General features: G+C 60.7%; 24 protein-coding genes. 11 read left to right on the top strand and 13 right to left on the bottom strand.

Annotation, left to right across the window (positions count from 1 at the left end; all coding sequences use genetic code 11):
- Positions 1–37: 37 nt before the first annotated feature.
- Positions 38–538 (bottom strand): YciE/YciF ferroxidase family protein, encoded by a 501-nt coding sequence (locus PH605_RS18725; RefSeq protein WP_142845696.1) that lies wholly within the window; start codon positions 536–538, stop codon positions 38–40.
- A 172-nt stretch (positions 539–710) separates the two neighbouring features.
- On the opposite strand from PH605_RS18725, the gene PH605_RS18720 reads away from it, so the two are divergent.
- A complete protein-coding gene (locus PH605_RS18720; RefSeq protein ID WP_065657330.1) occupies positions 711–1,196 on the top strand; it encodes an MgtC/SapB family protein in 486 nt (161 codons plus the stop codon).
- A 6-nt stretch (positions 1,197–1,202) separates the two neighbouring features.
- Here the strand turns inward: PH605_RS18720 and PH605_RS18715 are convergent, their stop codons facing one another.
- The 6 genes from PH605_RS18715 to PH605_RS18690 are packed head-to-tail and all read right to left on the bottom strand — an operon-like array spanning position 1,203 to position 5,080.
- Complete coding sequence (locus tag PH605_RS18715; RefSeq protein ID WP_142845695.1) at positions 1,203–2,429, bottom strand: NAD(P)/FAD-dependent oxidoreductase; 1,227 nt, start codon at positions 2,427–2,429, stop codon at positions 1,203–1,205.
- A gap of 18 nt (positions 2,430–2,447) precedes the next feature.
- Positions 2,448–2,858, bottom strand: a complete 411-nt coding sequence (locus PH605_RS18710; RefSeq protein WP_142845694.1) for a TIGR02588 family protein — start codon at positions 2,856–2,858, stop codon at positions 2,448–2,450.
- 7 nt (positions 2,859–2,865) lie between these two features.
- On the bottom strand, positions 2,866–3,726 hold the full coding sequence (locus tag PH605_RS18705; protein ID WP_142845693.1) for a TIGR02587 family membrane protein: 861 nt from the start codon (positions 3,724–3,726) through the stop codon (positions 2,866–2,868).
- 53 nt (positions 3,727–3,779) lie between these two features.
- Complete coding sequence (locus tag PH605_RS18700; RefSeq protein ID WP_142845692.1) at positions 3,780–4,220, bottom strand: PPC domain-containing DNA-binding protein; 441 nt, start codon at positions 4,218–4,220, stop codon at positions 3,780–3,782.
- 59 nt (positions 4,221–4,279) lie between these two features.
- The gene (locus PH605_RS18695; RefSeq protein WP_142781042.1) at positions 4,280–4,840 is read right to left on the bottom strand and encodes a type 1 glutamine amidotransferase domain-containing protein; all 561 of its coding nucleotides are present in this window, start codon (positions 4,838–4,840) and stop codon (positions 4,280–4,282) included.
- Positions 4,841–4,858: 18 nt separating this feature from the next.
- Entirely contained in the window at positions 4,859–5,080 is a 222-nt protein-coding gene (locus tag PH605_RS18690; RefSeq protein ID WP_020811542.1) for a hypothetical protein, read from the bottom strand.
- 292 nt (positions 5,081–5,372) lie between these two features.
- Between PH605_RS18690 and PH605_RS18685 the strand changes: the two genes are divergently transcribed.
- The 3 genes from PH605_RS18685 to PH605_RS18675 are packed head-to-tail and all read left to right on the top strand — an operon-like array spanning position 5,373 to position 9,134.
- The gene (locus tag PH605_RS18685) at positions 5,373–6,203 is read left to right on the top strand and encodes an N-formylglutamate amidohydrolase (RefSeq protein WP_142845722.1); all 831 of its coding nucleotides are present in this window, start codon (positions 5,373–5,375) and stop codon (positions 6,201–6,203) included.
- Positions 6,200–8,077 (top strand): flavohemoglobin expression-modulating QEGLA motif protein, encoded by a 1,878-nt coding sequence (locus PH605_RS18680; protein WP_142845691.1) that lies wholly within the window; start codon positions 6,200–6,202, stop codon positions 8,075–8,077. The genes PH605_RS18685 and PH605_RS18680 overlap by 4 nt, the downstream gene beginning before the upstream one ends.
- Before the next feature lie 10 nt (positions 8,078–8,087).
- On the top strand, positions 8,088–9,134 hold the full coding sequence (locus PH605_RS18675; protein WP_003522515.1) for a glutathione synthase: 1,047 nt from the start codon (positions 8,088–8,090) through the stop codon (positions 9,132–9,134).
- A gap of 2 nt (positions 9,135–9,136) precedes the next feature.
- Here the strand turns inward: PH605_RS18675 and PH605_RS18670 are convergent, their stop codons facing one another.
- Both PH605_RS18670 and PH605_RS18665 read right to left on the bottom strand, forming a co-directional pair.
- The gene (locus PH605_RS18670) at positions 9,137–10,159 is read right to left on the bottom strand and encodes an NAD-dependent epimerase (protein ID WP_142845690.1); all 1,023 of its coding nucleotides are present in this window, start codon (positions 10,157–10,159) and stop codon (positions 9,137–9,139) included.
- Positions 10,160–10,246: 87 nt separating this feature from the next.
- Positions 10,247–11,578, bottom strand: a complete 1,332-nt coding sequence (locus PH605_RS18665; RefSeq protein WP_142845689.1) for a UDP-glucose dehydrogenase family protein — start codon at positions 11,576–11,578, stop codon at positions 10,247–10,249.
- Positions 11,579–11,962: 384 nt separating this feature from the next.
- Here PH605_RS18665 and PH605_RS18660 point away from each other — a divergent pair, with 384 nt between their 5' ends.
- On the top strand, positions 11,963–12,850 hold the full coding sequence (locus PH605_RS18660) for a DMT family transporter (RefSeq protein WP_003522518.1): 888 nt from the start codon (positions 11,963–11,965) through the stop codon (positions 12,848–12,850).
- Between the two features lie 104 nt (positions 12,851–12,954).
- The gene (locus PH605_RS18655) at positions 12,955–13,968 is read left to right on the top strand and encodes a glutathione S-transferase family protein (protein WP_142845688.1); all 1,014 of its coding nucleotides are present in this window, start codon (positions 12,955–12,957) and stop codon (positions 13,966–13,968) included.
- On the opposite strand, the gene PH605_RS18650 is transcribed toward PH605_RS18655, so the two are convergent.
- Entirely contained in the window at positions 13,947–14,849 is a 903-nt protein-coding gene (locus PH605_RS18650; protein ID WP_142845687.1) for a LysR family transcriptional regulator, read from the bottom strand. The two genes, PH605_RS18655 and PH605_RS18650, sit on opposite strands and share 22 nt — an antisense overlap.
- Before the next feature lie 202 nt (positions 14,850–15,051).
- Here PH605_RS18650 and amaB point away from each other — a divergent pair, with 202 nt between their 5' ends.
- The 4 genes from amaB to PH605_RS18630 all read left to right on the top strand — a co-directional run bounded on the left by amaB (position 15,052) and on the right by PH605_RS18630 (position 19,408).
- A complete protein-coding gene (gene amaB, locus PH605_RS18645) occupies positions 15,052–16,581 on the top strand; it encodes an L-piperidine-6-carboxylate dehydrogenase (protein WP_193559581.1) in 1,530 nt (509 codons plus the stop codon).
- A 242-nt stretch (positions 16,582–16,823) separates the two neighbouring features.
- A complete protein-coding gene (locus PH605_RS18640; protein ID WP_142845685.1) occupies positions 16,824–17,777 on the top strand; it encodes an aliphatic sulfonate ABC transporter substrate-binding protein in 954 nt (317 codons plus the stop codon).
- Between the two features lie 21 nt (positions 17,778–17,798).
- A complete protein-coding gene (locus PH605_RS18635; RefSeq protein WP_142845684.1) occupies positions 17,799–18,578 on the top strand; it encodes an ABC transporter permease subunit in 780 nt (259 codons plus the stop codon).
- Positions 18,579–18,586: 8 nt separating this feature from the next.
- Positions 18,587–19,408 carry an ABC transporter ATP-binding protein gene (locus tag PH605_RS18630; protein ID WP_142845683.1) on the top strand — a complete coding sequence of 274 codons (822 nt, stop codon included), beginning with the start codon at positions 18,587–18,589 and terminating at the stop codon, positions 19,406–19,408.
- A 40-nt stretch (positions 19,409–19,448) separates the two neighbouring features.
- On the opposite strand, the gene putA is transcribed toward PH605_RS18630, so the two are convergent.
- Entirely contained in the window at positions 19,449–23,123 is a 3,675-nt protein-coding gene (gene putA, locus PH605_RS18625; RefSeq protein ID WP_142845682.1) for a trifunctional transcriptional regulator/proline dehydrogenase/L-glutamate gamma-semialdehyde dehydrogenase, read from the bottom strand.
- Positions 23,124–23,300: 177 nt separating this feature from the next.
- On the opposite strand from putA, the gene PH605_RS18620 reads away from it, so the two are divergent.
- The gene (locus PH605_RS18620) at positions 23,301–23,771 is read left to right on the top strand and encodes an Lrp/AsnC ligand binding domain-containing protein (RefSeq protein ID WP_003522526.1); all 471 of its coding nucleotides are present in this window, start codon (positions 23,301–23,303) and stop codon (positions 23,769–23,771) included.
- Between the two features lie 248 nt (positions 23,772–24,019).
- On the opposite strand, the gene PH605_RS18615 is transcribed toward PH605_RS18620, so the two are convergent.
- Positions 24,020–24,586: a sigma-70 family RNA polymerase sigma factor gene (locus tag PH605_RS18615; RefSeq protein ID WP_065657313.1), complete on the bottom strand. Its 567-nt coding sequence runs from the start codon at positions 24,584–24,586 to the stop codon at positions 24,020–24,022.
- Entirely contained in the window at positions 24,586–24,792 is a 207-nt protein-coding gene (locus tag PH605_RS18610) for a NepR family anti-sigma factor (RefSeq protein WP_003522527.1), read from the bottom strand. The genes PH605_RS18615 and PH605_RS18610 overlap by 1 nt, the downstream gene beginning before the upstream one ends.

Genomic DNA, 24,792 nt, shown 5'->3' with positions numbered 1-24,792 from the left:
TGGGCGACCATTCCGGTTTTTGTTGCCAAGAGGGGTATCAAGCCGCTTTTTTCTCGGCGGCGGCGTTGACCGAAGTTTTGGCGAGCGCGGTCAGCGTATCATCGGTTTTCGCTTCTTCCTTGAGCGTGGCATCCAGCAGTGAAACTGCTTTCGTGTGGCCCAGCTTTTCCGCCCATGCCTTCAGCGTGCCATAACGGGCGATCTCATAGTGCTCGACCGCCTGCGCCGAGGAAACCAGGCCAGCGTCGAGGGCGGGCGTGCCCTTGAAGTCCTCCATGATTTCCTCGCCCTCGGCGATGATGCCCTGAATGGCTTCGCAGGTCTTGCCCTGCGCCCGCTTACCGATGATCTCGAACACCTCCTGCAGGCGCTCGACGTGCCCCTGGGTTTCTTCCTTATGTTTTTCAAAAGCCTGTTTCAGCTTCGGATCGGTCGCCGCCCGCGCCATTTTCGGCAGGGCTTTCAGGATCTGCCTTTCGGCGTAGTAGATATCCTTCAGCGTATCGTAAAACAGGTCGTCGAGTTTCTTCTCGGCCATTGTTCCTTCTCCCATGTGTGAAAATGCATGCCGTGCGCCTGTGCGCACGGGAGACAAACCCTTTGCTGCGCCCATGGTTCCGGCTCGGTTGCGCGCAACGTTTATATTGCCGCGCGGAACCAACACGCCTTTGCGAACTTAGTGTGAAGAAATTTCGGGAGGAGACGCGACAGTGCCCCAGAGCCTTGCAGAAGAATTTTCCATGAATATTTCCATCCCCTTCGAGGTGCTGCTGGTGCGTGTGTTCGGCGCAGTCATCCTGTGCGGCCTGATCGGTCTGGAACGTGAGTTTCACAAGAACACCGCCGGCCTGCGCACCAACATGCTGATCGGCCTTGCCGCCGTCACCTTCTGCGTTATCACCATTCACATGATGGAGACGATGGCGGAAGGCCATGAGGCCGCGCGGCTCGATCCTATCCGGCTGGTGGAGGCCGTGACGGCGGGCATCGCCTTTCTCGCGGCGGGTGTGGTCGTTTATACGAGAGGCGATGTCAAAGGCCTGACGACTGGCGCCAGCATGTGGCTTTCGGCGGCAATTGGCCTCTCGGCCGGCCTTGGCATGTGGCCGCTTGCTCTTCTCGCTTCGGGAATGGGCATTGTCGTCCTGTGGACGCTGCGCCGCTTACAGGTGGCGGCGGGCATCAAGGAGGAATGAACGACATCAGCCGAAGCGGAAAAGATCGGCGTCGGGATCCTTGCCGCCATTGATGGCGGCGGCCACGATTTCAGCGGCGATCTGGCTGAAGGTGATGCCGTTGCCGCCGAAACCCATCACGGCATAGACGTTGTTCATTCCGGGCACCGCGCCAATCAGCGGCAGGCCGGTGGTGGTCGTGCCGAAGGCCGCCGCCCAGCGATATTCCGGCTTTCCCATGTCGATGCCGAGAAGCTTTTCGATCTTGCGGCGGATCGTCTCCGCCTTGGCGGCGAGCTTGCGCTCCGACTGGTATGCGGTGGGGTTTTCCTCGTCCTCGCCTCCGGCGATCATCCGCCCCTCCCGGTCGGTGCGCAGGTAGAGATAGGGATCGGAGGCCTCCCAGATGATATGGTTCTCCAGCCAGTCGGGTAGGTCGAGCCCCTTTCGGCTCGCCAGCGCCCAGGTCGAAATGATCTGGTGTTTCGGGCTCTCCAGCACTTTCAGGAATTCATAGCCGGTGCAGAAAACGACATTGCGCGCTGAAAGGATTTTGCCGCCGGCGGTGGCAAGGACAACCTCGTCGCCGAGGTTCCTGAGATCGGTGATCTCAAGCTGGGAGACGATTTCGGCGCCGGCGCCCGCCGTGTGGCGCAGCAGGCCGGCCGTCAGCTGTGCGGGATTGGCGGAGGCCGAAATATCGCTGAGGATGGCCCCGGTCCGGTGCAAGCCGTATTGCTCTCTCAGTTCCGCGGCGGTGAGGAGGCGGGCCTCGATGCCCGCTTCTTTGCGGGCTTCTGCTTCAGCCTTCAATGCGCGCGATCCCATTTCGTCTCCAGCCAGATAAAGGGCCTGTTTGCGCCTCATGCTGCAGGAGATGTCGAGCGAAGAAACGATTTCCTCCAGCCGCAGGACGGCGCGGGCGGAACGCTGCCATGCCCTGTCAGCCGCGTGCCTGCCGATCATCTTTCGAAGCTGCGTCAGCGGCGTGTCGATTTCGTGCTGGATCATCGCGGTGCTGGCGACGCTGCTGCCCATGACCGGTTCGCGCCGGTCGACGATCAACATGGATTGACCTGTCCGCTGCAGGGCGTGGGACACCAGCGCGCCACTGATACCGGCGCCGACGACGATCGTGTCGTAATGGTCCGCCTCCGGCGTGTGGCTGCTGCGGACGCCAATGCGCGGTGTATCCGCCCACACAGGCTTTGAATCCCTGAGGTCGCGTTCTTTCGTCAGTTCCGATGTCGGCATGAAATCATCCTGAAAGTGTCACGGCTCGGTATAGCCGGCGACATTGATGGTGAGCGTTGCGCTGCGGGGATCGTTGCGGAAGAAAAGCGTGCCGGTATCGCGAGACTCCGAGGCGACGTAATCGAACGTCACATCGGCGCTCTCCAGCGTTGCGCCGTTTTGCTGCAGGTCGCCGCGCACCTGCACCTGCGCCGCCGTCGTCATGGACGGGTTGCGGATATCGAACCGCACCCGGTATTGCCCGGCCTGCGCCTCCACGCCAGTAACGGCGATTTCGAAGCGGGCATCCTCCGGCCTGTAGCGATAGATGTCATAGCCGATCCAGCCCAGCATGGCGGCGACAAGGAGCGTGCAGATGGCGCCCGTCAGCCATTCTATCCAATGGGGCTCGGGGCTTTCCGTATGTTTGCGGCCCTTGGATATCGTCATCTTGTCCTCACAGGATCAGTCGGGCAGAGGCCGCGCCGATCGAGGCGGGAACGCCGAGAATGACGGCGGCATTCATGATCTGCGACAGCGATGTGTGGTCGAGGCGCTCGAAGGTCCAGAGCGTATAGATGCTGATGGCGATGGCGATGACGTAGCCGGGCAGGGTGAAGCGGATGAAGGATTGCCACCACTTCTGCCCTTCGTGCAGCTGGTGCGAGCCCTTGAAGTGAAGCGCGTAGACAAAGCCATGCATGATGGCGACCGACAGCAGGCAGAGCGCCAGAATGTGATAGGGCGTCACCTTATAGGCGATCAGGATCATTTCTTCCGTCGGCGCAACATTGAGGCTGAGGAAAAGCGCGCCGACCACCATCATGAACAGTTCGTGCAGATAACCCGTCTCGCCGGAATATTCGCCCTCCTCTTCATCCTCCGCGTCGGAATGCTGACCGAGCTGGCTGCGCCCAAGCAGTGCGCCGATGCTGGCTGGAACGGATTGCAGCGCAATCTTGGCGACGATGTTGGAGGCGGTGATCTGGTCGTTCAGAATGCCGAACAGCAGCAGCACGGCGGCGCTGACAGCAATGCCCAGCCCATAGGCCGTTATCGCATCGCGCAGCGCCTGGTTCCAGGAGTGAATATTCTCGAAGCCGATGCGGCGGGCGAGAAGAAGCAGCAGCGGCAGGTTGAGAATGCAGAGCAGTAGAAGCCGCCAGGAATCGACGTAAAGACCGAGAAACCACATTTCCATAGTCATCAGCATGGGCAGGGCAAACAGCAATGCACCCGCCGTGCCGCGCGCGAGGCCGATCAGAAATTGCCCGACCTCGTCATCGTCCGCATCTCTTCGATTGATCGCTGTCACCATGCCGCCCCCTGTCCACAGCGATAACGCAATGGCGTTTTTCCGGTTCCGTGGGTTTATTTCGCGGGATCGATGAGAGCGATGCCGAATTCCGGGCGATAGCTGCGCCGCAATTCCGCAGGTGTTTCGCGGATGACGACTTCCAGCGTAGGCCGCACCACCCCTTTTAGAAAATGGCCGCCCCTGGTGGAGCCATCGGCAAAGCCCAGAACCACATGCAGGTGCGGATTGGGCGTGTCATTCTCGTCAAGGGTGATATCGCCAAGCAGGCTCAGGACCTCGCTCTGATCGGTGACCGGTATTTCCTTATAGTCCTGTGTCGAAAGATCGAAAAAGGCGAGTGTTGCCGTGGCGAAGGCGCCGATCGCGCTCACCGAGGCGGCGTTGATATTCTCGGCCCTCGCAAAGCGCCTGATGGCCTCGAAGGCTTCTTCCTCTGGATCGATGACGAGGATGAAGGTGCGCTCCGCGCCGCTTGCCAGCAATCTGCTTTTCATGTCTTCCTCCCAAATAGAAGTGCCGCCGGGAAACCGGCGGCACGAATATGATACGTGTCTTAAGCGGCGCGGCGTTCGTGGCGGCCTTCCTCGACCTCTTCCACGATCTTGGCGACGAAGGCATCGAGATCGTCAGGGCTGCGGGAGGTAATGATCCCCTTGTCGGTCACCACCTTTTCATCCTTCCAGTTGGCGCCGGCGTTCTTGAGGTCGGTCTTGATCGACCAATAGGAGGTGGCGTCGCGGCCACGCAGGGCGTCGGCTTCTACAAGCAGCCAGGGTGCGTGGCAGATGGCGGCCACCACTTTGCCGGATTTGATGAAATCACGCACCACCCGCATCGCATCCTCGTCATGGCGCAGAACGTCCGGATTGATCTGGCCGCCGGGTAGAACCAGCGCGTCAAAATCTTCGGTTTTTACGGCCTTGGCGGATAGATCGACGGCGATGCTGTCACCCCAGTCTTTCTTGTCCCAGCTCTTGATCTCGCCCTCCTTGATGGAGGCGACCTTCACGTCTGCACCTTTGGCCTTCAGCTGGTCATAGGGCACGCGCAATTCGGAACGCTCATAGCCGTCCGTTGCGAGAATGAGGATTTTTGCAGCGTTGATTGCAGTCATGTCTGTCTCCTTCTGGGTTCACTTGCCCTTGTCTGAATTCATGGAGGGCAGGAAAAATTCCACGTCCTTGAGCCGCTCCGCGTCGAGATTTTCGATATGCGTTTGCCAGAACCGTTCGGCTTCCGCTGGTTCGTGCTGCCATTGGCGCACGAAGGTCTTGTTGTCGTCGATCATCACCTGACGCGTGCCGCCGAGACGCAAATATTCTTCCGCAAGTTTGCGTGTTTCGGTCTTTTCCATGTCGCGGCTCCTTGTGCGTGGAAAGCGGGAACGGAGGGGTGCCGGATGGGTAAGAAGCTCGGCTGCCATTTCGTTGGCCACCGGGAGAAAACGGAAAAATCCCGATGTTCTTCAGCGCCATCGCGTCCGTTTGACACGGCGGCCCCTCCTGCTGGAACAACGTGAGCTTTCCGGTAAGGTTCCGCAGTTTTTTCGGCGGCCTCGTTGCTGGTGCCGAATGTATCGCGCGCAATTTTTTACCGGAACAAACGGGCATGTCCCGCTGTTTTATCCCCTATGCAGGGGAGGCAGCATGGCAGCCAGACAGAGCGACGACGAATACCGCGGTGACAACGACAACAAGGGTTTCTGGTCGATCGATTTCGGCAACTCACCGGTTATAGGCACGGCCATTCACGACGGTCATCGCATTAGACCGGACATATCCGGGCTCATCGCCCTTTCCCCGGAACAGCGGCTGCGGGAGGAAGACCCTTTCACCGGTGAGATGATCGCGGGACTGACGAACCGTCTCGTCGTTCACCATTCGCGTTTCGAAATCGATCTCAACCGTGCGGCCGATCAGGCGATCTATCTGAAGCCGGAACAATCCTGGGGGCTTGAGGTCTGGAAAGAGGAGCCGGCGCAGAAAGCTATCCGGCAATCGCTCGATTTTCACGCCGACTATTATGCGATGCTGGAGACAGTGCTCTCTGCAATCGAAAGGCGGCACGGCGCCTTCGTCGTGCTGGATGTACACAGCTATAATCATCGCCGGCAGGGCGCCGCTGCGCCGCCGACGGCGCAGGCGGAGGCGCCCGATATCAATATCGGCACCTTTTCCATGGATCGCAGCCGCTGGGGCGATATCGTGAGCGCGGTCGGGCACCACTTCGCGTCAGCGACCATCGGCGGACGCCGCCTCGATGTTCGCGAGAACGTTGCGTTCCAGGGCAAGGGGGAGCAGACCCGTTTCATCCACGAAAGGTTCGCCGAAAATGGCTGCGCCATCGCAATCGAGTTCAAGAAATTCTTCATGGACGAGTGGACGGGAAAGCCGGATGCGCGTGTGGTGGCGGATATTCGCCAAGCGATAACAGCACTCCAGCCGGTGCTCGAAGAGTGCCTGAGGTCGCGGCGATGAACCTCTCTCCCGCCCGCAGCGCACCGTCTCCCATCGCCGATCTGGTCGATGATGTCGTGTCCTGCCTCGAGGCCGGCAAGGCCATCCGCCGCGATGTCGGCAAAGACGGTCGTCTGCATATCGACCGGCCGCTGCCGTTCCTCTGCCTGCATTTGACCGGTGGCACGAAAAATCTCGCCGCCCGCGATATCGCCACCGCCCACGCCTCCTATCTGATCGCGTCGACCATTCAGGAGGCAGCGCCGCTGATCGAGGCCGTTGGCACGGTCATGCGGCAGCGCTTCGGCGCATTCATCGTCCTCGATATCGGTGAGCTGGAGCATGACATTCTGCTGGCCGACGATTCGCCTTTCCTGCCGCATTATGAGGTTTCCGTCTCGGCGACGGCTGAGCCAGAAACGCAGAATGCCCGCCGGGTCTTCATCAAGGCGGTTTGCGATGCCGAAGTGCGTTTTCGCACGCCGCGCATCACCCGGCCGGAACCGGATGCCGATCCGGTTCTGCGGTTCAAAAAAGCGGGCCTTGATTTTCCCTGTATCAGCGTGCGTTTTGCGCCGATCTACCGCCAGCCGGAATCCGGTGCGGATTATCCGGGCCTGCGGGTGACGATGATCGCCGATCTTTTCGATGCCGGTCTGCAGGCTTTTTCATCCTTCGCTTCGGGCAAGGACGCGCTCAAGGTTACCAGCCATCGGGCGCTGGGGCGCAAGGCTTTCGTCGATGCCGTCAGGCGTGCCGACCGGTCCATTGACGATATTGTTTCATCCTTCGATTTTCTGCTTTCCGTCACGCCCATCAACGCTCGCCGGGCCTTCGAGGAGTTTCGTGATGGCGGCTTTCAGTTCGCGCCGCGCCTGCTCTACCGGCCGCTCGGCGTCGATGTCGAGGAGCAGAAACGCAAGCTTTATTCCGTCGTGTTCGATCATCTGGAAGACCCGGTGCTTTATAATCTCTACCGGGAGAAACAGCAGGAGATCGATCTGCAGCTGACGATGCTCGCCAATCTGCACCATCGCACCTTCACCGATTTTTCGCGCGCCCTTTATGGCGCTGTCGAACCGGCTCTCCTTCAGCTGGCGCTGCGGGTGCTTGCGGATTGCCCGCGCCGGGAGGAAAGCAGCGAAATCGCCATGGTCGATTGTTACGCGGTCGCCAAGAAGTCGCGGGAGATGGTCGAGACCTATCTTGCGGAAGCCCCGGAATTCAAGGCGCGCGTTGAAATCCGCGACGACCTGCCGCCGGGCCTGATGGTGACGGGTGAGAAGCTTTTGATTTCCCGCCACACTGTCATGGAACAGCGCCGTGTCGAGGCACTGCTGTCGCATGAGATCGGCGTGCATCTTCTCACCTATTTCAACGGCTCGTTTCAGGGGCTGCGTCTCTTCCGCACCGGCCTTTCCGGTTATGAGGGCGTGCAGGAAGGGCTGGCGGTGCTGGCGGAACATCTGGCCGGCGGCATGACGCGTGAGCGCCTGCGGCTGATCGCCGGCCGCGTTATCGGCTGCGCCGCCATGCTGGATGGGGCGAGCTTCGTGGAGACCTTCCGTACCATGACCCGCGATCACGGTTTCGATGAGGCCGGGGCCTTCAACATGGTGCTGCGCATCTATCGCGGCGGCGGTCTTTCCAAGGATGCGATCTATCTGCGCGGGCTGGCGGAGGTGCTGGACCATCTGCGCAGGGGCGGGGCGCTCGATCCGTTCTGGATGGGCAAGATCGCCGCCGCCCATTTTCCGGTGATGCAGGAGCTTGCCCTGCGCGGCCTGTTGCGGCCGCCGGGCGTCAGGCCCGCATTTCTGCTGCCCGCCAAGGCCAATGAACGGCTGGAAAAAATACGGGCGGGATTATCCATTGCCGAACTGGCGACATTATAGGAGGGGCTTCATGCGTATCGCATTTTTCGTCAATTCCATCGAAACAGAGGGACCGAACTACGCGACCGGGCTGCTTGCCATGGCGGCGCTCAATCGCGGCCACGAGGTGGTCTATCTGACGCCCGGCGATTTCACATTACGCTCGGACGACAGCCTGACCATTCACGCCACCGTGCTGCCGAAGGGCAAAATCAAGAAAGGCGAGACGTTCCATTCCACACTTCAGGACAAGGCGCTGGAGCGGCGAACCATGGATGTGGAGGAAATCGATGCGCTGATGCTGCGCAACGACCCCTCGCTCGACCAGACGACACGGCCATGGGCGGTGCATGCCGGTATCCTGTTCGGCCGCCTGGCCGAACAGCGGGGCGTCGTCGTGCTGAACGATCCCGAAGGTCTGGCGCTCGCGCAGAACAAGCTCTATTTTCAGAGTTTTCCCGAAATCGTCCGCCCGACCACGATCATTTCGCGCAATGTCGAGGAAATCCGCGCCTTTGCCGACGCGCACCCCAAGGGCGTCATCGTCAAGCCGCTGCAGGGCTCGGGCGGCAAGAACGTCTTCAAGATCGGCTCCAGCAAAGAGACCAATCTCAACCAGATTTTCGAGGCGGTGAGCCTTGAGGGATATCTGATCGCGCAAGCCTATCTGCCGGCCGCCAAGGATGGCGACATCCGCTTCTTCATGATGAATGGCCGGCCGCTGATGCGTGAAGGCAAATATGCCGCCCTTCGCCGCGTGCCCGCCAAGGGCGACCTGCGCTCCAATATCCATGCCCATGGCACGGCGGAAGCCGTGAAGGTGACGGATGAGATCGTGGCGCTTGCCGAAATGGTGCGGCCGAAGCTGGTGGAGGACGGCATGTTCCTCGTCGGGCTCGATATCGTTGGCGACAAGATACTGGAAGTGAACGTGTTTTCCCCGGGTGGCCTTTCCAATATCCGCGATCTCACGGAGATGGATTTCAGCGACACGATCATCGAGGCCGTGGAAACCAAGATCACCATGCAGAGCGCTTCCGGCGGCACCATCTCCAATCGCCTGCTGGCGACGCTGTGAGGTTATTCCCGTAATTCGGCCGGGTGCATCTCGCGATACCAGGCGACGAGGGCCTTGATGCCCTCTTCGACCTGGGTTTGCGGCACGTAACCGGTCAATGCCCTCAGAAGATCGGGAGAGGCGAAGGTGCGGGGAACATCGCCCTGCTGCATCGGCAGCATATTGCGGATCGCGGGTTTCCCGACCGCCTTTTCGACCGTTTCGACGAAATGCATCAGCTCCACCGGCTGGCCGCCGCCGATATTGACCACGCGGAAGGGTGCGTGGTGCGACAGCGTGTCGGTGACGCCTTCCTGCGTAACACGGTTTTCCTCGGACGGGATGACCGCGCTCAACCGGACGATGCCCTCCACCAGATCGTCGATATAGGTGAAATCGCGGCTCATATTGCCTTGCCCGTAAATATCGATCGGCCGGCCGTTGGAAACGGCGTCGACGAATTTGATCGGCGCCATGTCCGGCCGCCCCCACGGGCCGTAGACCGTGAAGAAACGGAAGGCGGTGGTGGGCAGCTTGTGCAGATGGGCATAGCTGTGCGCCATCAGCTCCATCGATTTTTTGGTGGCGGCGTAAAGCGTCATAGGCTCGTCGGCCTTGTCGCTCTCAGCGAAGGGGATTTTCTCGTTGGCGCCGTAGATGGAGGAGGTCGATGCCAGCATCAGGTGCTTGACCTCAAGGCTTCTGGCGAGCTCCAGCATGTTGAACGAGCCGATGAGGTTGGAATCGATATAGGCGCGCGGATTTTCAATGCTGTAACGAACGCCTGCCTGTGCCGCGAGGTGGATGATGATCTCAGGCTCGGCGGCCTCTGCCGCGCGCTTCAGCGCATCCGTATCTTCCAGCATGCCGATTTCGGCACGGAAGCCGTTGGAGCGGGAAAGAATGGCGTGGCGTTTTTCCTTGAGGTTGACATCGTAATATTTCGTCATGCCGTCGAAACCGGTCACGAAATGGCCGGCGTCCAACAGTCGCTTGGCAACATAAAAGCCGATGAAGCCAGCCGTGCCGGTAATCAGATAACGCATGATGATTATATCCCGAATTCGTTGGTGCGTTTGCGGTCTGACCGAAGCGCAGAAAACCTTTTTGATGAAATGGCGAAAACGAAACCTCTATGCGCCCTTGTCGGAACCGCCTTCATGCGGGCGACCGACGGCGGCATAGATGAAACCATGCGCGGCGACCTCATCCGTGCGGTAGATATTGCGCAGATCCACCAGCACCGGATGTTTCATGATCGCCTTCAGGCGCGGAAGGTCGAGCGCGCGGAACTGGTTCCATTCCGTCACGATCACCACGGCGTCGGCATCTTCCGCCGCCTCGTAGGGGCCGGCTGCATAGTCGATGTCTTCCATCAGGTGGCGGGCATTCGCCATGCCTTCCGGATCGTAACCGACCACTTTCGCACCGCCGTCCTGCAGGGTCTGGATGATGGCGATTGCCGGGCTATCGCGCATGTCGTCGGTATTCGGCTTGAAGGTAAGGCCAAGCACGGCGATCTTCTTGCCGCGCACATCGCCGCCCACCGCATTGATGACCTTGCGGCCCATGGCGCGCTTGCGATTGTCGTTGATGGCGATGGTGGTCTCGATCAACCGCACCGGCGCATCATAATCCTGCGCGGTCTTGGCAAGCGCCAGCGTGTCCTTCGGGAAACAGGAGCCGCCATAACCGGGGCCGGCGTGCAGGAATTTCGGGCCGATACGGCCATCGAGACCGATGCCGCGCGAGACATCCTGCACATTGGCGCCGACCTTTTCGCAGAGATCAGCCATCTCGTTGATGAAGGTGATCTTCATCGCCAGAAAGGCGTTGGCGGCATATTTGATGAGTTCGGAAGCGCGCCTTGTGGTGAAGAGCAGCGGCGACTGGTTGAGGTAAAGCGGGCGGTAAACTTCGGTCATGACGGGGCGGGCGCGCTCGTCCGAAAGGCCAACGACGATGCGGTCCGGCCGCTTGAAATCCTCGATGGCCGCACCTTCGCGCAGGAATTCCGGATTGGAAACCACGGCAAAATCTGCCGAGGGGTTTTCCTCGTGGATGATACGCTCTACCTCGTCGCCGGTACCGACGGGAACGGTGGATTTGGTGACGATGACCGTGAAACCGTCAAGCGCATGGGCGATCTCTTTCGCCGCCGCATAGACATAACCAAGATCGGCATGGCCATCGCCGCGCCGCGAGGGCGTGCCGACCGCGATGAAGACGACATCGGCATTGGCGACGGCTGCGGAAAGATCGGTGGTGAAGCTCAACCGCCCGGCCTTTGCATTGTTGGCGACAATGGTCTCCAGACCCGGTTCGAAGATCGGAATATGGCCGTTTTTCAGGGCCTCGATCTTCTCCGGCATCTTGTCGACGCAGACCACGTCATGGCCGAAATCTGCAAAACACGCGCCGGACACGAGGCCGACATAACCCGAACCGATCATCACAATCCGCATTCTTTTTCCTTTCGGTTAGCGAGGCCATGGTAAAGCAGCAATATCAGCCGGGGAAATCGGCGGATGAAAATCGCATGATAATATTTAGCCGCCTTCATGCCCGCCGCCAAGCGCCACGATGAACACCGGCTAACCTCTTTCCATGACGGGGATGTGATGGCCATGGCGGGACAAATTTGCCGCACCTTGCAGCCATTTGCACCGGTCGTGTTCAATCGGGTCATTTTGCGGTTTTTCCGGCTTGCACTCATAGGTAGCCGGGTCTAGCCATAGGGCTGAGGATCAAATCTGCCAGACTGTCTGTCCCTTGAAAGGGGCGTCCGGGTCGCGTTCCACGCGGCCGGGGGATGCTTTGCATTGCGGTCGGTGTTTGGGGACGTTCAAATGCAAAAGGGTTTTCTGCTCGGTCTGTTCGCTTATGCGACCTTTTCCATGGGCGATGCCACCATCAAGTCGCTTGGATCGCAGATCAGCGTTTTCGAAATCGGCTTCTTCAGCATTCTGTTTTCCGGCATTTTTATTTTCTTCAGCAAGCCGCGCGAGGAAAGGTGGCGTGAGTTCTGGCGCATGAGCCGGCCCTTCGCGGTGCACGGGCGCGCGATCTCCGGCCTTTTCGCGGGTATTTTCGGCATCTATGCCTTCACCACCATTCCGCTGGCGGAAGCCTATGCGCTGATCTTCCTGTCGCCGCTCTTCGTCACCGTGCTTTCCGCCGTCGTGCTGAAGGAGAATATCGGCCCATGGCGCTGGGCGGCGGTTCTGGCCGGCATCGTCGGTGTCATCCTCGTCGTGCGGCCGGGCTTCAAGACGCTGGAACTCGGGCATTTTGCCGCCATCGGCGTTGCGTTCCTCGCGGCGATGACCATCGTTTTGCTGCGCTCGCTTGCGGGCAAGGAAAAGCGCACTTCGATCATGGGCGTGCTGCTGATTTACGGCCTGACCTTCAACGGCATTGCCTCCATCCCCGAATTCGTCATGCCCAACCTGCACCAGCTATTGGCCTTCGCCTTCATCGGCCTTTGCACGGCAACGGGGCAGATCACCCTTCTGGTTGCAACCCGCATCGCGCCAGCGAGCCAGATCGCGCCATCGCATTATTCGCAAATCCTCTGGGCGGTGGCGATCGGCATGGCCTTCTTCCACGAATATCCGGATGCGGTCGCCGTGCTGGGTCTGGCCGTCATCGCCGCATCGGGACTGCTGACGATGATCCGCGAAAAGGTGAGGCTTGGCACCGTGCGCTGGAACCCGTTTTTCCGCAATCGGCTTTGAACTCACCCTTGATCGGAGACAGTGCGTCAACTGAAGCGCGGCTTGTGAAGCGGCGGCAACCCGGCCCATAAGGCTTTCATCTTTAGATGAACGGAGAGCCGCAAATGCTCGTGGATGGAAAATGGACCGCCGAATGGCATCCGGTGCAGGCAACCGACAAGAAGGGCGGCTTCGTTCGCCAGACTTCCGGTTTCCGCAACTGGGTAACGCCTGACGGTTCGGCGGGGCCGACGGGTGAGGGCGGTTTTGCGGCCGAAAGCGGCCGTTATCATCTTTACGTCGCGCTGATCTGCCCATGGGCATCGCGCACGCTGATCGGCCGAAAGCTGAAGAAGCTGGAAGAGGTGATTTCCGTTTCCGTGGTTGAGCCGGCGCTTTCCGACGAGGGCTGGAAATTCGGCGACTATCCGGGTTCGGATCACGATAGGCTCAACGGCTTTACCTATATGCACGAGGTCTATACCAGCGCGGATCCGCATTATACCGGCCGCGCCACCGTGCCCGTGCTTTGGGATAAAAAGACGAAAACCATCGTCAACAACGAATCCGCCGATATTCTGCGCATGCTGAATTCCGGTTTCGGCGATCTGGCCGATAATAGCGTGGACCTCTATCCGGAAGCGCTGCGCGATGAGATTGATGCTCTCAATGACCACATCTATCCGCGCCTCAACAACGGCGTTTACAGAACCGGTTTCGCCACCACGCAGGTCGCCTATGAAGAGGCCTTTGCCGATGTGTTCGCGACGCTTCAGGAGCTCGAAAACCGCCTCATCTCAGGCGGACCTTTCCTGTTCGGCGATCACCTGACCGAAACGGATGTCCGGCTCTTCGTGACGCTGGTTCGTTTCGATGCCGCCTATTATGGCCTGTTCAAATGCAATCTTCGCCGCATCGCCGATTATCCTGCGCTGCAGGCCTATATGATGCGAGTGCTGACCATTCCGGGCGTGCGCGACACGGTCAATATCGACCATATCAAGCGCGGTTATTATTCCATCAAGGCGCTCAACCCGACCCGCATCGTGCCCGTCGGCCCCGATCTTCCGGGGCTGTATGACGTTCTCTCCGCCCGTCGAACTGAGCGCATGACGGATTACACCGGCTTGCCGACCTGATCTAGCAGCCAGGCCTGAAAGGCGCGGGCCAGCGCATTGTCCTGCCGTCCTTCCGGCAGGGCGACGTAATAGCTCTTGTCGGTCTGCAAGGGGATGTCGAAGACGATTTCGAGGCGGCCGGAGGCGATCTCCGCCTCGATGAGATATTTCGGCAGAAGGGCAAAACCGATGCCGCTTGCGGCGGCCTCGATGATCATCGAGAACTGGTCGAAACGGCTGCCCTGATAAGCGTTTTCCGCCATCACACCGTTCATCTCCAGCCACTCCGTCCACAGTTTCGGCCGCGTCGTCACATGCAGCAGCGGCTGCCCGGTCAGATCCTGCGGTTGGCTCACGCCGGCGCGGCGTAGCAGGGCGGGGCTTGCGACCGGCACGATCACCTCGTTGCACAAAAATGTGCAGGTGCCATGCGCCCAGACCGGTTGGCCGTAGTGAATGGCGAGATCGAACCCTTCCTCATCGAAATCGAAGGGATGCGAGCGCGAGCCGATGGTGATCGTTATTTCCGGATTGTCGTCGATGAAGCGGTGGAGGCGCGGCATCAGCCAGCGGCTGCCGAATGTCGGCAGCGTCGCGACGGAAAGCGATGCGTGCGATGTTCCGGCCGAGACCGCGCGCACCATCAGCTGTTCGGATTGCTGCAACAGGCGCCGCACATCGGGCAGGAATTTACGCCCCGCCTCCGAAAGCACCACCCGCCTGCGGATGCGCTCGAAAAGCTGCATTCCCGTCTGCGCTTCCAGTTCGCCGATCTGTCGGCTCACCGCGCTCTGCGTGAGGTTGAGTTCTTCCGCCGCACGCGTAAAATTGCCATGCCGTGCCGCGCATTCGAACGCCTGCAGGGTAACGATGTCAGGGACCAGTCTTCTGCGCGGATCCATTCCATTCTCGCATCAACTTACCCGCTTTCCTCATTGGAAAAGGGTCATTATGGCCATATATGATTACGGGAAAGAATGGAACGGTGTAAAACGCCAGTTTCACAGAACGAATGGCAATTTCGGGGAAAGAAGAGTGACGGGAGTTGAAAGCGCCGTATCGAAACGGCCTTTCCTCCCATTTTAAGCCAAAAGGACGATGGACATGGATGCGACCACGAAGCTCGACGTGAAACAGGAAGCCGCGGCCCTGCTCGACAGGATGGGCGTTGCCCGCGATCTCTATACCGGCGGCGATATGGCCTCCTTCAGCCCGGTGACGGGTGAACAGGTCGCAAGCCTCAAGACCGTTTCGGTCGAGGGTGTCGCAGCCGTGATCGACCGGGCCGATGCCGCCTTCAAGGCATGGCGCAATGTGCCGGCGCCCCGTCGCGGTGAACTGATCCGGCTGCTCGGCGAAGAATTGCGCGCCTTCAAGGCGGATCTCGGCCGTCTCGTCTCGCTCGAAGCGGGTAAGGTTCCCTCCGAGGGCCTCGGCGAAGTGCAGGAAATGATCGATATCTGCGATTTCGCGGTCGGCCTTTCCCGCCAGCTTTATGGTCTTACCATCGCCACCGAACGCCCCGGCCACCGCATGATGGAAACCTGGCATCCGCTCGGCGTCGTCGGCGTCATCTCCGCCTTCAACTTCCCGGTCGCCGTCTGGTCGTGGAATGCGGCGCTTGCCATCGTCTGCGGCAATTCGGTTGTCTGGAAGCCTTCGGAAAAGACGCCGCTCACGGCGCTTGCCGTGCAGGGCATCTTTGAGCGCGCGGCCGCCCGTTTCGGCGATGCGCCGGAAGGTCTTTCGCAGCTTCTGATCGGCGACCGCGCGGTGGGTGAAGCTCTGGTGGATAATCCCAAGGTGCCGCTCGTTTCGGCAACCGGCTCCACCCGCATGGGCCGCGATGTCGGTCCGCGCCTTGCGAAACGCTTCGCCCGCGCCATTCTGGAACTCGGCGGCAACAATGCCGGCATCGTCTGCCCTTCCGCCGATCTCGACATGGCGCTGCGCGCCATCGCCTTCGGCGCCATGGGCACTGCCGGCCAGCGCTGCACCACGCTTCGCCGTCTCTTCGTGCATGACAGCGTTTATGACCAGCTCGTGCCGCGTCTGAAAAAGGTCTATGCCTCCGTTTCCGTCGGCAACCCGCTGGAAACATCGGCCCTCGTCGGCCCGCTGGTGGACAAGGCGGCTTTCGACGGCATGCAGAAGGCCCTCGAAGCGGCGAAAGCCCATGATGGCGTGGTGAATGGCGGCGGGCGTGTGGATACGGGTGCGCCGGATGCCTATTACGTCAAGCCGGCGCTTGTCGAAATGCCGAAGCAGGCGGGACCGGTGCTGGAAGAAACCTTCGCGCCGATCCTCTATGTCATGAAATATAGCGATCTCGATCAGGCGATAGAAGACCATAACGCTGTCGCTGCTGGTCTTTCCTCATCGATCTTTACCCGCGACATGCAGGAATCGGAGCGGTTCCTGTCGTCGGAAGGCTCCGACTGTGGCATTGCCAACGTCAATATCGGCACCTCGGGTGCGGAAATCGGCGGCGCCTTCGGCGGTGAAAAGGAAACCGGCGGCGGCCGTGAATCCGGTTCGGATGCGTGGAAGGCCTATATGCGCCGCGCCACCAACACCATCAACTACTCCAAGGCGCTGCCGCTGGCGCAGGGCGTTTCCTTCGATATCGAATAATCGCGTCCTCCATAGAGAAATTAATACATCATGCCGGCGCGGTTCCATCCGCGCCGGCATTTCTATTCGATGGGTCGGACAAGGGCGTCCGCGACGATTTGCGGAAAAGAGGCATCTGCGCGGAATTTTATTCCCGCAATATTGCTCATATTGAATTATCGTCTCTCTATCGTTTTAATGGAAAACCCTAGCATTGCTCCATATCGTGAACCGGCCAGAGGGGCTGGTGACAAGGAGATAAAATGCCAGCCATCACCCGCCGCGCGCTTTCCGCCAGCCTTTTTGTTGCCGCCGCATTCTCCGTTCTGCCGCTGCAGACGCAGGCGGCGGAAGAGCTGAAGATCGGTTACCAGAAAACCGGCCTGCCGGTGATCGCCCGCCAGCAGGGTGTCATCGAAAAGGCGCTTGAGGCCAAGGGCGTGAAGGTTTCCTGGGTCGAATTCACGGCGGGCCCGCCGCTGGTGGAGGCCCTGAATGTCGGCTCCATCAATGTCGGCTGGACGGGGGATGCGCCGCCGATCTTCGGGCAGGCGGCCGGTTCCGCCATCGTTTATGTCGCGGCCCTTCCTTCGAACGGCAAGGGTGAGGCGATCTTCACCAAGCCTGAAAGCGGCATCAAATCGGTTACCGATCTCAAGGGCAAGAAGGTCGGTGTCGGCAAGGGCACCAGCGCGCATAATCTGCTGGTGGCGGCGCTGGAGAAGAACGGCCTGAAATTCAGCGACATCGAGGTGGTCTATCTCAGCCCCGCCGATGCTTCCGCCGCCTTTGCCAGCGACAAGATCGACGCCTGGGCCGTCTGGGATCCGTTCTATGCGATTGCGGAAACCCGCTACAAGCCGGTAACTCTGGCCCGCACCAGCGATGTGCTTGCTGTCAGCACTTATTTCCTCGCCAATCGCGATTACGCCAAATCCAATGCGGATACGATCAACATCACCATCGGTGCTCTGGGCGAGGCGGCGAAATGGTCCGCCGCCAACCGCGACAAGGTCGCCGCAGCTTTGCATGAAGTGACGGGCGTGCCGCTGGAGGCGCAGACGCTTGCCGCGAACCGCTCAGAATTCGGCATTACCAGGATCGACGACAAGATCGTCGCCAGCCAGCAGGAAACCGCCGACCGCTTTTATCGTCTCGGCCTCATCCCGAAACAGATCAGCATCAAGGATGCCGTCTGGTCTGGCGCGACGAACTGAGCAAGAGCCGGAGGGTATGCCATGAGCACCGGAAAGCGTATCGAGATTGGCGGCATCACAGGCTGGCTGCTCCCCGCACTCATTCTTGCAGGCTGGGAGGCGGCGGCGCGTGCCGGTCTGATTTCCGCGAATGTGTTGCCGGCACCCTCCGCTGTCGCGGAAGCCTTCTGGCGGTTGCTGCTCTCGGGTGAGCTTGTTGCCAATATCGGCGTCAGTTCCGCCCGCGCACTCGCCGGTTTCGCCATTGGCGGCTCCATCGGTTTCATCTTCGGGCTGGCCAACGGCCTCTCCAAATTCTCCCGCAGCTTCACCGATACGACGCTGCAGATGATCCGCAACATTCCGCATCTGGCGCTCATTCCTCTCGTCATCCTGTGGTTCGGCATCGATGAGGAGGCGAAGCTGTTCCTCGTCGCGCTCGGGGTGTTTTTCCCGATCTACATCAACACGCTGCTCGGCATTCAGGGTGTCGATCCGCAACTGGTGGAAATGGGCCGCACCTATGGCATGTCGCCCTTCACGCTGTTCCGGCGGGTCATTCTGCCCGGCGCGCTGCCGGCCATTTTCACCGGCCTGCGTTATGCGCTCGGCATCATGTGGCTGACGCTCATCGTCGCCGAAACCATCTCTTCCTCGTCCGGCCTCGGCTATATGGCCATGCAGGCGCGCGAGTTCCTGCTGATCGACGTCGTGGTTCTGTCGATCCTCATCTATGCGCTTCTCGGCAAGCTGGCCGACAGTTTCGCCCGCTTCCTCGAAAGCGTCTTCCTGCAATGGCATCCAGCCTTCAAGAAAGTCTGAGGTAACCCATGTCGACCGGCAATGTGACGACGCTGAGACGCCCGGATGCCCCGCCATCCCTCCCGTCGCAGGCGAAAATCGAACAACGCGAGAAGACGAGCGACGGCAAGGTCGCCTTCAGCTTCCGCAATGTGGCGAAGAGTTTTGGCGACAAGCCGGTTCTGCGCGGCATCGCTCTCGATGTGCGGGAAGGCGAGTTTCTGGCCATCATCGGCAAGAGCGGCTGCGGCAAGAGCACGCTCCTGCGCATTCTGGCCGGCCTCGACACGCCGACCACCGGAACCGTCTCGAAGGACGCATCGAGCCGCACCCGCATGATGTTTCAGGAGCCGCGTCTTCTGCCGTGGGAACGTATCGCGAGCAACGTCTCCGTGGGGCTGACCGGCATCGCCAAGGGCGAGGCGGCGCAGGAACAGGCGCTTACAATTCTCGAAGAGGTCGGTCTGAAAGACCGGGCTGGCGAATGGCCCTATGTGCTTTCCGGCGGCCAGAAGCAGCGCGTGGCCCTGGCGCGCGCCTTGGTGGCCCATCCGCAGATTCTGGCGCTGGATGAGCCGCTCGGCGCGCTCGATGCGCTCACCCGCATTGAAATGCAGCTGCTTCTGGAACGAATCTGGCGCAAGCAGAAATTCACCGCCGTGCTCGTCACGCATGATGTGTCGGAGGCCGTGGCGCTTGCGGATCGCATCGTCGTCATCGATGAAGGGCGCATCGCGCTCGATCTCGATGTGAAACTGCCGCGTCCGCGCCGTCATGGCACGGCGGAATTCGCAAGGCTGGAAGAGCAGGTTCTGAACCAGCTCTTCGGCCGCGGCGAGACCAACGGATAAGGCATGAACCGGCAGGGCAGAGACCCCGCCGGAACCTGTTTTAACCAATGCTCATCAGGCTGGCATTGCCGCCGGCGGCCGTGGTGTTGACGCTGACGGAAACCTCTTCGACCAGCCAGTCGAGATTATAGGGCTGGCTTTCCCCGGAAAGCGCTTCCGTTGACGCTGCCTGAACGAGAACCAGCGGGCCGGGCAGGGCGGCGATCTTTTTATTGACCGCCACGATACGCTCCGCATCGCCCTCGACCAGCGCGCCGGCGAAAGGACCGGACTTCGCCCAGTCATCGGCCCAGACGATGCGCGAGGTCACGGTTGCCGGCAGTCCGTAAATGGATTTCTCCAGTCCCGAAGCGTTGTCGATGACAACCGCGTTTCCGGTCGCGAGCGCTGCCGCAAGCTGGCGGTAAAGCCCCTGTTCGGTTGCCGGAACCAGCAGAACCTTTCCACGTGGATGCAGCGCATAAACATTGCGCTCGCCGACAGGACCCGCCAGCTCGGTTTCGAAACCGAGGCCGGAAAGAACTGCCGTCTGTCGTGCGGCTTCGGCCGCAACGGTTTCGCCGTTTTCATCCAGCCAGCGGGCAAGATCGACTGCGGCCTGATCCTGCTGGCTCGCAACCCGGTCTATCTTTGGGGCAACCTGTGTCATGCGGCCGAGATAAAGCGGACCGCCCGCCTTGGGACCGGTGCCGGAAAGGCCGCGTCCGCCAAAGGGCTGCACGCCGACCACCGCGCCGATGATGTTGCGGTTCACATAAAGATTGCCAGCCGCGACGCGCGACAGCACATGCTGGATCGTATCGTCAAGGCGGGTATGCAGGCCGAAGGTCAGGCCATAGCCGGTAGCGTTGATCTCATCGATCAGCCGGTCGAGATTGTCGCGCTTGAAGCGGATGACGTGCAGCACTGGACCGAAGACTTCGCGCTTCAGATCGGCGAGCGATTTCATCTCGATGATCGTCGGCGGCACGAAGGTGCCCTTGCCGGTTTCGCCGGCAAGCGTGATCTGCTCGATGCGATGGCCGAGCCCGCGCATTCCCTCGATATGCTTTTCGATGATGCCCTTCGCCTCGGCGGTAATGACGGGACCGACATCGACGGAAAGCTTGTCGGTGCGGCCGATCCGCAATTCGTGCAGCGCGCCCTTCAGCATGGTCAGCGTGCGATCCGCCACATCTTCCTGCAGGCAGAGGATGCGCAGCGCCGAGCAGCGCTGGCCGGCGCTGTCGAAAGCGGATGCGATGACATCGGCGACCACCTGCTCGGCAAGCGCGGAGGAGTCCACGATCATGGCGTTCTGACCGCCGGTTTCGGCAATCAGCGGAACCGGCTGGCCATTGGCCAGAACCCGGCCGGCAAGCTGACCCTGAATGAGCCGCGCCACTTCCGTCGAGCCTGTGAACATTACACCGGCTGTAAGGGGTGAACCAATAAGTGCGGCACCCGTCTTGCCGTCGCCCGGCAGAAGCTGCACGGCATCCTGCGGAACGCCGGCCTCATGCAACAGGCGCACGCCTTGGGCCGCGATCAGCGGCGTTTCTTCGGCGGGTTTTGCCAGAACCGGATTGCCGGCAACCAGCGCCGCCGTGACCTGACCGATGAAGATGGCGAGCGGGAAGTTCCACGGGCTGATGCAGACAACAGGGCCGAGCGGCGTTTCGCCGGTCTTGAAGTTTCTGCGGGCTTCCGCCGCGTAATAACGCAGGAAGTCGATGGCCTCGCGCACCTCAGCAATGGCGTTCGGCATGGATTTTCCCGCTTCGCGCATGATGAGGCCGAGCAGGGCAGGCATTTCGGCCTGCATGGCGTCGGCGGCGCGCTCCAGGCAGGCAGCGCGTTCTTCCACCGGGGTGGAGGGCCAGCTAGAGGCCGCCGCCCGCTGCATGGCGGCTTCGACATCGGATTCGGTGGGCTCCGTCACATGGCCGACGATATCATTGTGGTCGCCGGGATTGAGAACCGGGCGCGTGTTTCCGCCCGCCTGCGGTGCCGACGCTCTCCATTCGGTCGTAGCACCCGCCTTCAGGGTTTTGTCCAGCGCGGCGAGCGTCGTTTCACTGGAAAGATCGAGGCCGGCGGAATTTTTGCGTTCCGGGCCGAACAGGCCGGCAGGGGCGGCGATGCGGTCGTGACGCGCGCCGGGAACGGCATAGGCCTTGACGACGGCAACCGGGTCTTCCAGCAGGGAATCCACCGGCACGGCTGGGTCGGCAATGCGGTTGACGAAGGAAGAGTTCGCACCGTTTTCCAAAAGGCGGCGGACGAGATAGGCCAGCAGCGTCTCATGGGTGCCGACGGGGGCATAGAAACGGCAGGGCCGGTCGAGCTTCTTCTTGCCGACGACTTCGCTGTAAAGCGGTTCGCCCATGCCATGCAGGCACTGGAACTCATAGTCGCCGAGTTTGAAGCCGGGGCCGGCGAGATGGTAGATCGTCGCCATGGACTGCGCATTGTGGGTCGCAAATTGGGGAAAGACCAGATCGCGCGCGGCGAGCAGCTTGCGGGCGCAGGCAATGTAGGAGACATCCGTGTGGACCTTGCGGGTGAAGACCGGGAAGTCCTCCAGCCCCTCCACCTGCGCGCGCTTGATTTCCGCATCCCAATAGGCGCCCTTGACGAGACGCACCATGATGCGGCGGCCCGAGCGGCGGGCGAGATCGATGATGTAGTCCAGAACGAAGGGGCAGCGGCGGCCATAGGCCTGCACGACGAAACCGAGGCCATTCCAGCCGGCGAGGTCCCTGTCGAGCGCCAGTTCCTCCAGAAGATCGAGCGACAGTTCCAGCCGGTCTGCTTCTTCGGCATCGATGTTTAGGCCGATATCGTATTTCTTGCTGAGCAGCATCAGCGATTTGACGCGCGGAAGAAGCTCCGCCATCACCCGCTCCGCCTGCGCGCGGGCGTAACGCGGATGCAGCGCCGAAAGCTTGATGGAAATGCCCGGACCGCCATAGATGCCGCGCCCGGCCGATGCCTTGCCGATGGCGTGGATGGCGTTTTCGTAGTCCTTGTAATAACGCTCCGCATCCTTGGCGGTGGTCGCGGCTTCGCCCAGCATGTCGTAGGAATATTGGAAGCCCTGTTCTTCCAGCGGCTTCGAACGCTTGATCGCTTCGCCGATCGTTTCGCCGGTCACGAACTGTTCGCCCATCATGCGCATGGCCATATCGACGCCACGGCGGATGACGGGTTCGCCAGCGCGGGCGATCAGCTTGGTCAGCGCCGCCGAAAGGCCGCTATCGTTTACCGTCGAGGTCAGCTTGCCGGTGATGACGAGGCCCCAGGTGGCGGCGTTGACGAAGAGCGAGCGCCCGCCGCCAATATGGGACTTCCAGTCGCCACGGGCGATCTTGTCGCGGATCAGCGCGTCGCGGGTGGCTGTGTCGGGAATGCGCAGCAGCGCTTCGGCAAGGCACATCAGCGCCACGCCCTCGTGGCTGGAGAGCGAATATTCCTGCACCAGCCCCTCGACGCCGGTGCCCTTGGTCTTGGCGCGCAATGCCTCGATCAGTTTGCGGGCCGTGTCGCGAATGGCTTTCGTTTCTTCCGCCGTCACCGTTGCCGCCTCGATCAGCGGCGCCAGGCATTCTTCCTCCGGGCGACGATAGGCGGCGGTGATCGCCTTGCGCAGCAGGCTTTGCTCGCGCACCGGCGGCGCAAAATTCTGGAAGATACCGTTCGCCACTACACCGGCGTTGCTTGCACCATCGGCCATTCTGAAAAATCCTGAAAACGCTGTTGAAGACAGACCTTCGGCGGCAGCGTGTCCTCCGCCCCGCCGCTTGTCATCCTGTGACAGACAATATCATCACCGCAGAAATTGCTATGGCCCTATTTTCAGGATAAAACAGGCAATATGAACTTTTATTTTTGAAATATGGCGTTAAATCACATGGCAAATAGTCAAAAAACAGACGATCTGGATCATTTCGATCTCAAGATTCTGGAGGCGCTGAGCGAAGACGGGCGCATGTCCGTGCTGCAGCTCTCGAAAAGGGTCGGTCTTTCCAAGACGCCCTGCCAGACACGGCTGAAACGGCTGGTGGATGAGGGCTATATTCTCGGCTTCCGCGCCATGCTCAATCCGCAGAAGCTCGGTGTCGATCACATCGCTTTCGCCGAGGTAAAGCTCTCCGATACGCGCGAAAAGGCGCTGGAGGAATTCAACGCGGCGGTGCGCAAGATCAAGGAAGTGGAGGAGTGCCACATGATCGCCGGCGCCTTCGATTATCTTCTGAAGGTGCGCACCAGCGATATCCGCAAGTATCGAAGGGTACTCGGCGAGAAAATCTCAAGCCTGCCATCCGTCGCCAACACCTCGACCTTCGTGGTTATGCAATCGGTCAAGGAAACCGGCATCTGAAGGGGTGACACGAAGACAGTGGCAGGCGCGCGCTCGCCGTATCATCCGCACACCGTCACCCCGGACTAGATCCGGGGTCCAGTGCGATCAAGTCATTGATCGCGAGAGAGTCCTTTCACGGCGCAGACGCGCCGTGGCTGGATGCCGGATCTAGTCCGGCATGACGGAGGAGAGGTTTGCGGCGTTTGTCATCGTCTTAACGGGCAGACGTAGGCCTGCCCGTTCACCGCTGTTCGAATTCAGCGCTCTCAGCGCGCCGTGGCGGCGGCGGTCACCGCGGTCATCTGCGCGTCCGGGCCGAATTCGTTTTCGTTTTCGATGCCGAGCAGCTCCTGCAGCCGCAGCCTTGCGCGGCTGACACGGCTTTTGATGGTGCCGACGGGGCAACCGCAGATTTCGGCGGCTTCCTCGTAGGCAAAGCCCGAAGCCCCGATCAGCAGGATCGCTTCACGCTGGTCGTCCGGCAGCTTTGCGAGTGCTGCGCGGAAGTCCTGAAGGTCGACTGAACCATGCTGTTCGGGCGGTACCGACAGGCGCGAGGTATAGACCCCGTCCGTATCCTGCACCTCACGGCCGGATTTGCGGATCTGGCTGTAGAACTCGTTGCGCAGGATCGTTACCAGCCATGCCCGCATATTGGTGCCCGGCTGGTAGCTGTCCTGTTTCGCCCATGCCTTCATGATCGTGTCCTGCACGAGGTCGTCGGCACGGTCCCGCGAGCGGATCAGCGAAATAGCGAAGGCGCGCAGGTTCGGCAGCGCCGCCAGCATTTCCCGTTTGAAGTTGTATTCTGTCAGCTCCGGCTCTTTCGCCATCATTCCTCCGAAGCCTTCATTTTGGCTCTGCTTTCGGCTTCATCGAGTTTTTCGAGAAGGTCGAGGAATTTGTCAGGGATGCCTTCATCCTGAACGGCATCATAAAGCTCCCTGAGCTTACGGGAAATCACCGCCCGCCCGGAGTGTGGAACCTGGGGGGCGGCCGAATTGTCCGGCTGATCTTGGTCCGATTGAAATATGCTCAT

This window comes from Agrobacterium sp. CFBP 3001 (assembly GCF_027871605.1).
GTDB lineage: Bacteria > Pseudomonadota > Alphaproteobacteria > Rhizobiales > Rhizobiaceae > Agrobacterium > Agrobacterium leguminum.
This window is presented reverse-complemented; position numbering and strand designations above follow the sequence as displayed.

Excerpts from the sequence above, each read along its gene's own strand:
- PH605_RS18725 (WP_142845696.1), bottom strand. The coding sequence starts at position 538 with ATGGCCGAGAAGAAACTCGACGACCTGTTTTACGATACGCTGAAGGAT.
- PH605_RS18685 (WP_142845722.1), top strand. The coding sequence starts at position 5,373 with ATGGCAGCCAGACAGAGCGACGACGAATACCGCGGTGACAACGACAAC.
- PH605_RS18710 (WP_142845694.1), bottom strand. The coding sequence starts at position 2,858 with ATGACGATATCCAAGGGCCGCAAACATACGGAAAGCCCCGAGCCCCAT.
- PH605_RS18660 (WP_003522518.1), top strand. The coding sequence starts at position 11,963 with ATGCAAAAGGGTTTTCTGCTCGGTCTGTTCGCTTATGCGACCTTTTCC.
- PH605_RS18700 (WP_142845692.1), bottom strand. The coding sequence starts at position 4,220 with ATGAAAAGCAGATTGCTGGCAAGCGGCGCGGAGCGCACCTTCATCCTC.
- PH605_RS18655 (WP_142845688.1), top strand. The coding sequence starts at position 12,955 with ATGCTCGTGGATGGAAAATGGACCGCCGAATGGCATCCGGTGCAGGCA.
- PH605_RS18690 (WP_020811542.1), bottom strand. The coding sequence starts at position 5,080 with ATGGAAAAGACCGAAACACGCAAACTTGCGGAAGAATATTTGCGTCTC.
- PH605_RS18695 (WP_142781042.1), bottom strand. The coding sequence starts at position 4,840 with ATGACTGCAATCAACGCTGCAAAAATCCTCATTCTCGCAACGGACGGC.
- PH605_RS18715 (WP_142845695.1), bottom strand. The coding sequence starts at position 2,429 with ATGCCGACATCGGAACTGACGAAAGAACGCGACCTCAGGGATTCAAAG.
- PH605_RS18630 (WP_142845683.1), top strand. The coding sequence starts at position 18,587 with ATGTCGACCGGCAATGTGACGACGCTGAGACGCCCGGATGCCCCGCCA.
- PH605_RS18615 (WP_065657313.1), bottom strand. The coding sequence starts at position 24,586 with ATGGCGAAAGAGCCGGAGCTGACAGAATACAACTTCAAACGGGAAATG.
- PH605_RS18705 (WP_142845693.1), bottom strand. The coding sequence starts at position 3,726 with ATGGTGACAGCGATCAATCGAAGAGATGCGGACGATGACGAGGTCGGG.
- PH605_RS18640 (WP_142845685.1), top strand. The coding sequence starts at position 16,824 with ATGCCAGCCATCACCCGCCGCGCGCTTTCCGCCAGCCTTTTTGTTGCC.
- PH605_RS18610 (WP_003522527.1), bottom strand. The coding sequence starts at position 24,792 with ATGAGCATATTTCAATCGGACCAAGATCAGCCGGACAATTCGGCCGCC.
- PH605_RS18635 (WP_142845684.1), top strand. The coding sequence starts at position 17,799 with ATGAGCACCGGAAAGCGTATCGAGATTGGCGGCATCACAGGCTGGCTG.
- PH605_RS18620 (WP_003522526.1), top strand. The coding sequence starts at position 23,301 with ATGGCAAATAGTCAAAAAACAGACGATCTGGATCATTTCGATCTCAAG.
- PH605_RS18650 (WP_142845687.1), bottom strand. The coding sequence starts at position 14,849 with ATGGATCCGCGCAGAAGACTGGTCCCTGACATCGTTACCCTGCAGGCG.
- PH605_RS18680 (WP_142845691.1), top strand. The coding sequence starts at position 6,200 with ATGAACCTCTCTCCCGCCCGCAGCGCACCGTCTCCCATCGCCGATCTG.
- amaB (WP_193559581.1), top strand. The coding sequence starts at position 15,052 with ATGGATGCGACCACGAAGCTCGACGTGAAACAGGAAGCCGCGGCCCTG.
- PH605_RS18675 (WP_003522515.1), top strand. The coding sequence starts at position 8,088 with ATGCGTATCGCATTTTTCGTCAATTCCATCGAAACAGAGGGACCGAAC.
- putA (WP_142845682.1), bottom strand. The coding sequence starts at position 23,123 with ATGGCCGATGGTGCAAGCAACGCCGGTGTAGTGGCGAACGGTATCTTC.
- PH605_RS18665 (WP_142845689.1), bottom strand. The coding sequence starts at position 11,578 with ATGCGGATTGTGATGATCGGTTCGGGTTATGTCGGCCTCGTGTCCGGC.
- PH605_RS18670 (WP_142845690.1), bottom strand. The coding sequence starts at position 10,159 with ATGCGTTATCTGATTACCGGCACGGCTGGCTTCATCGGCTTTTATGTT.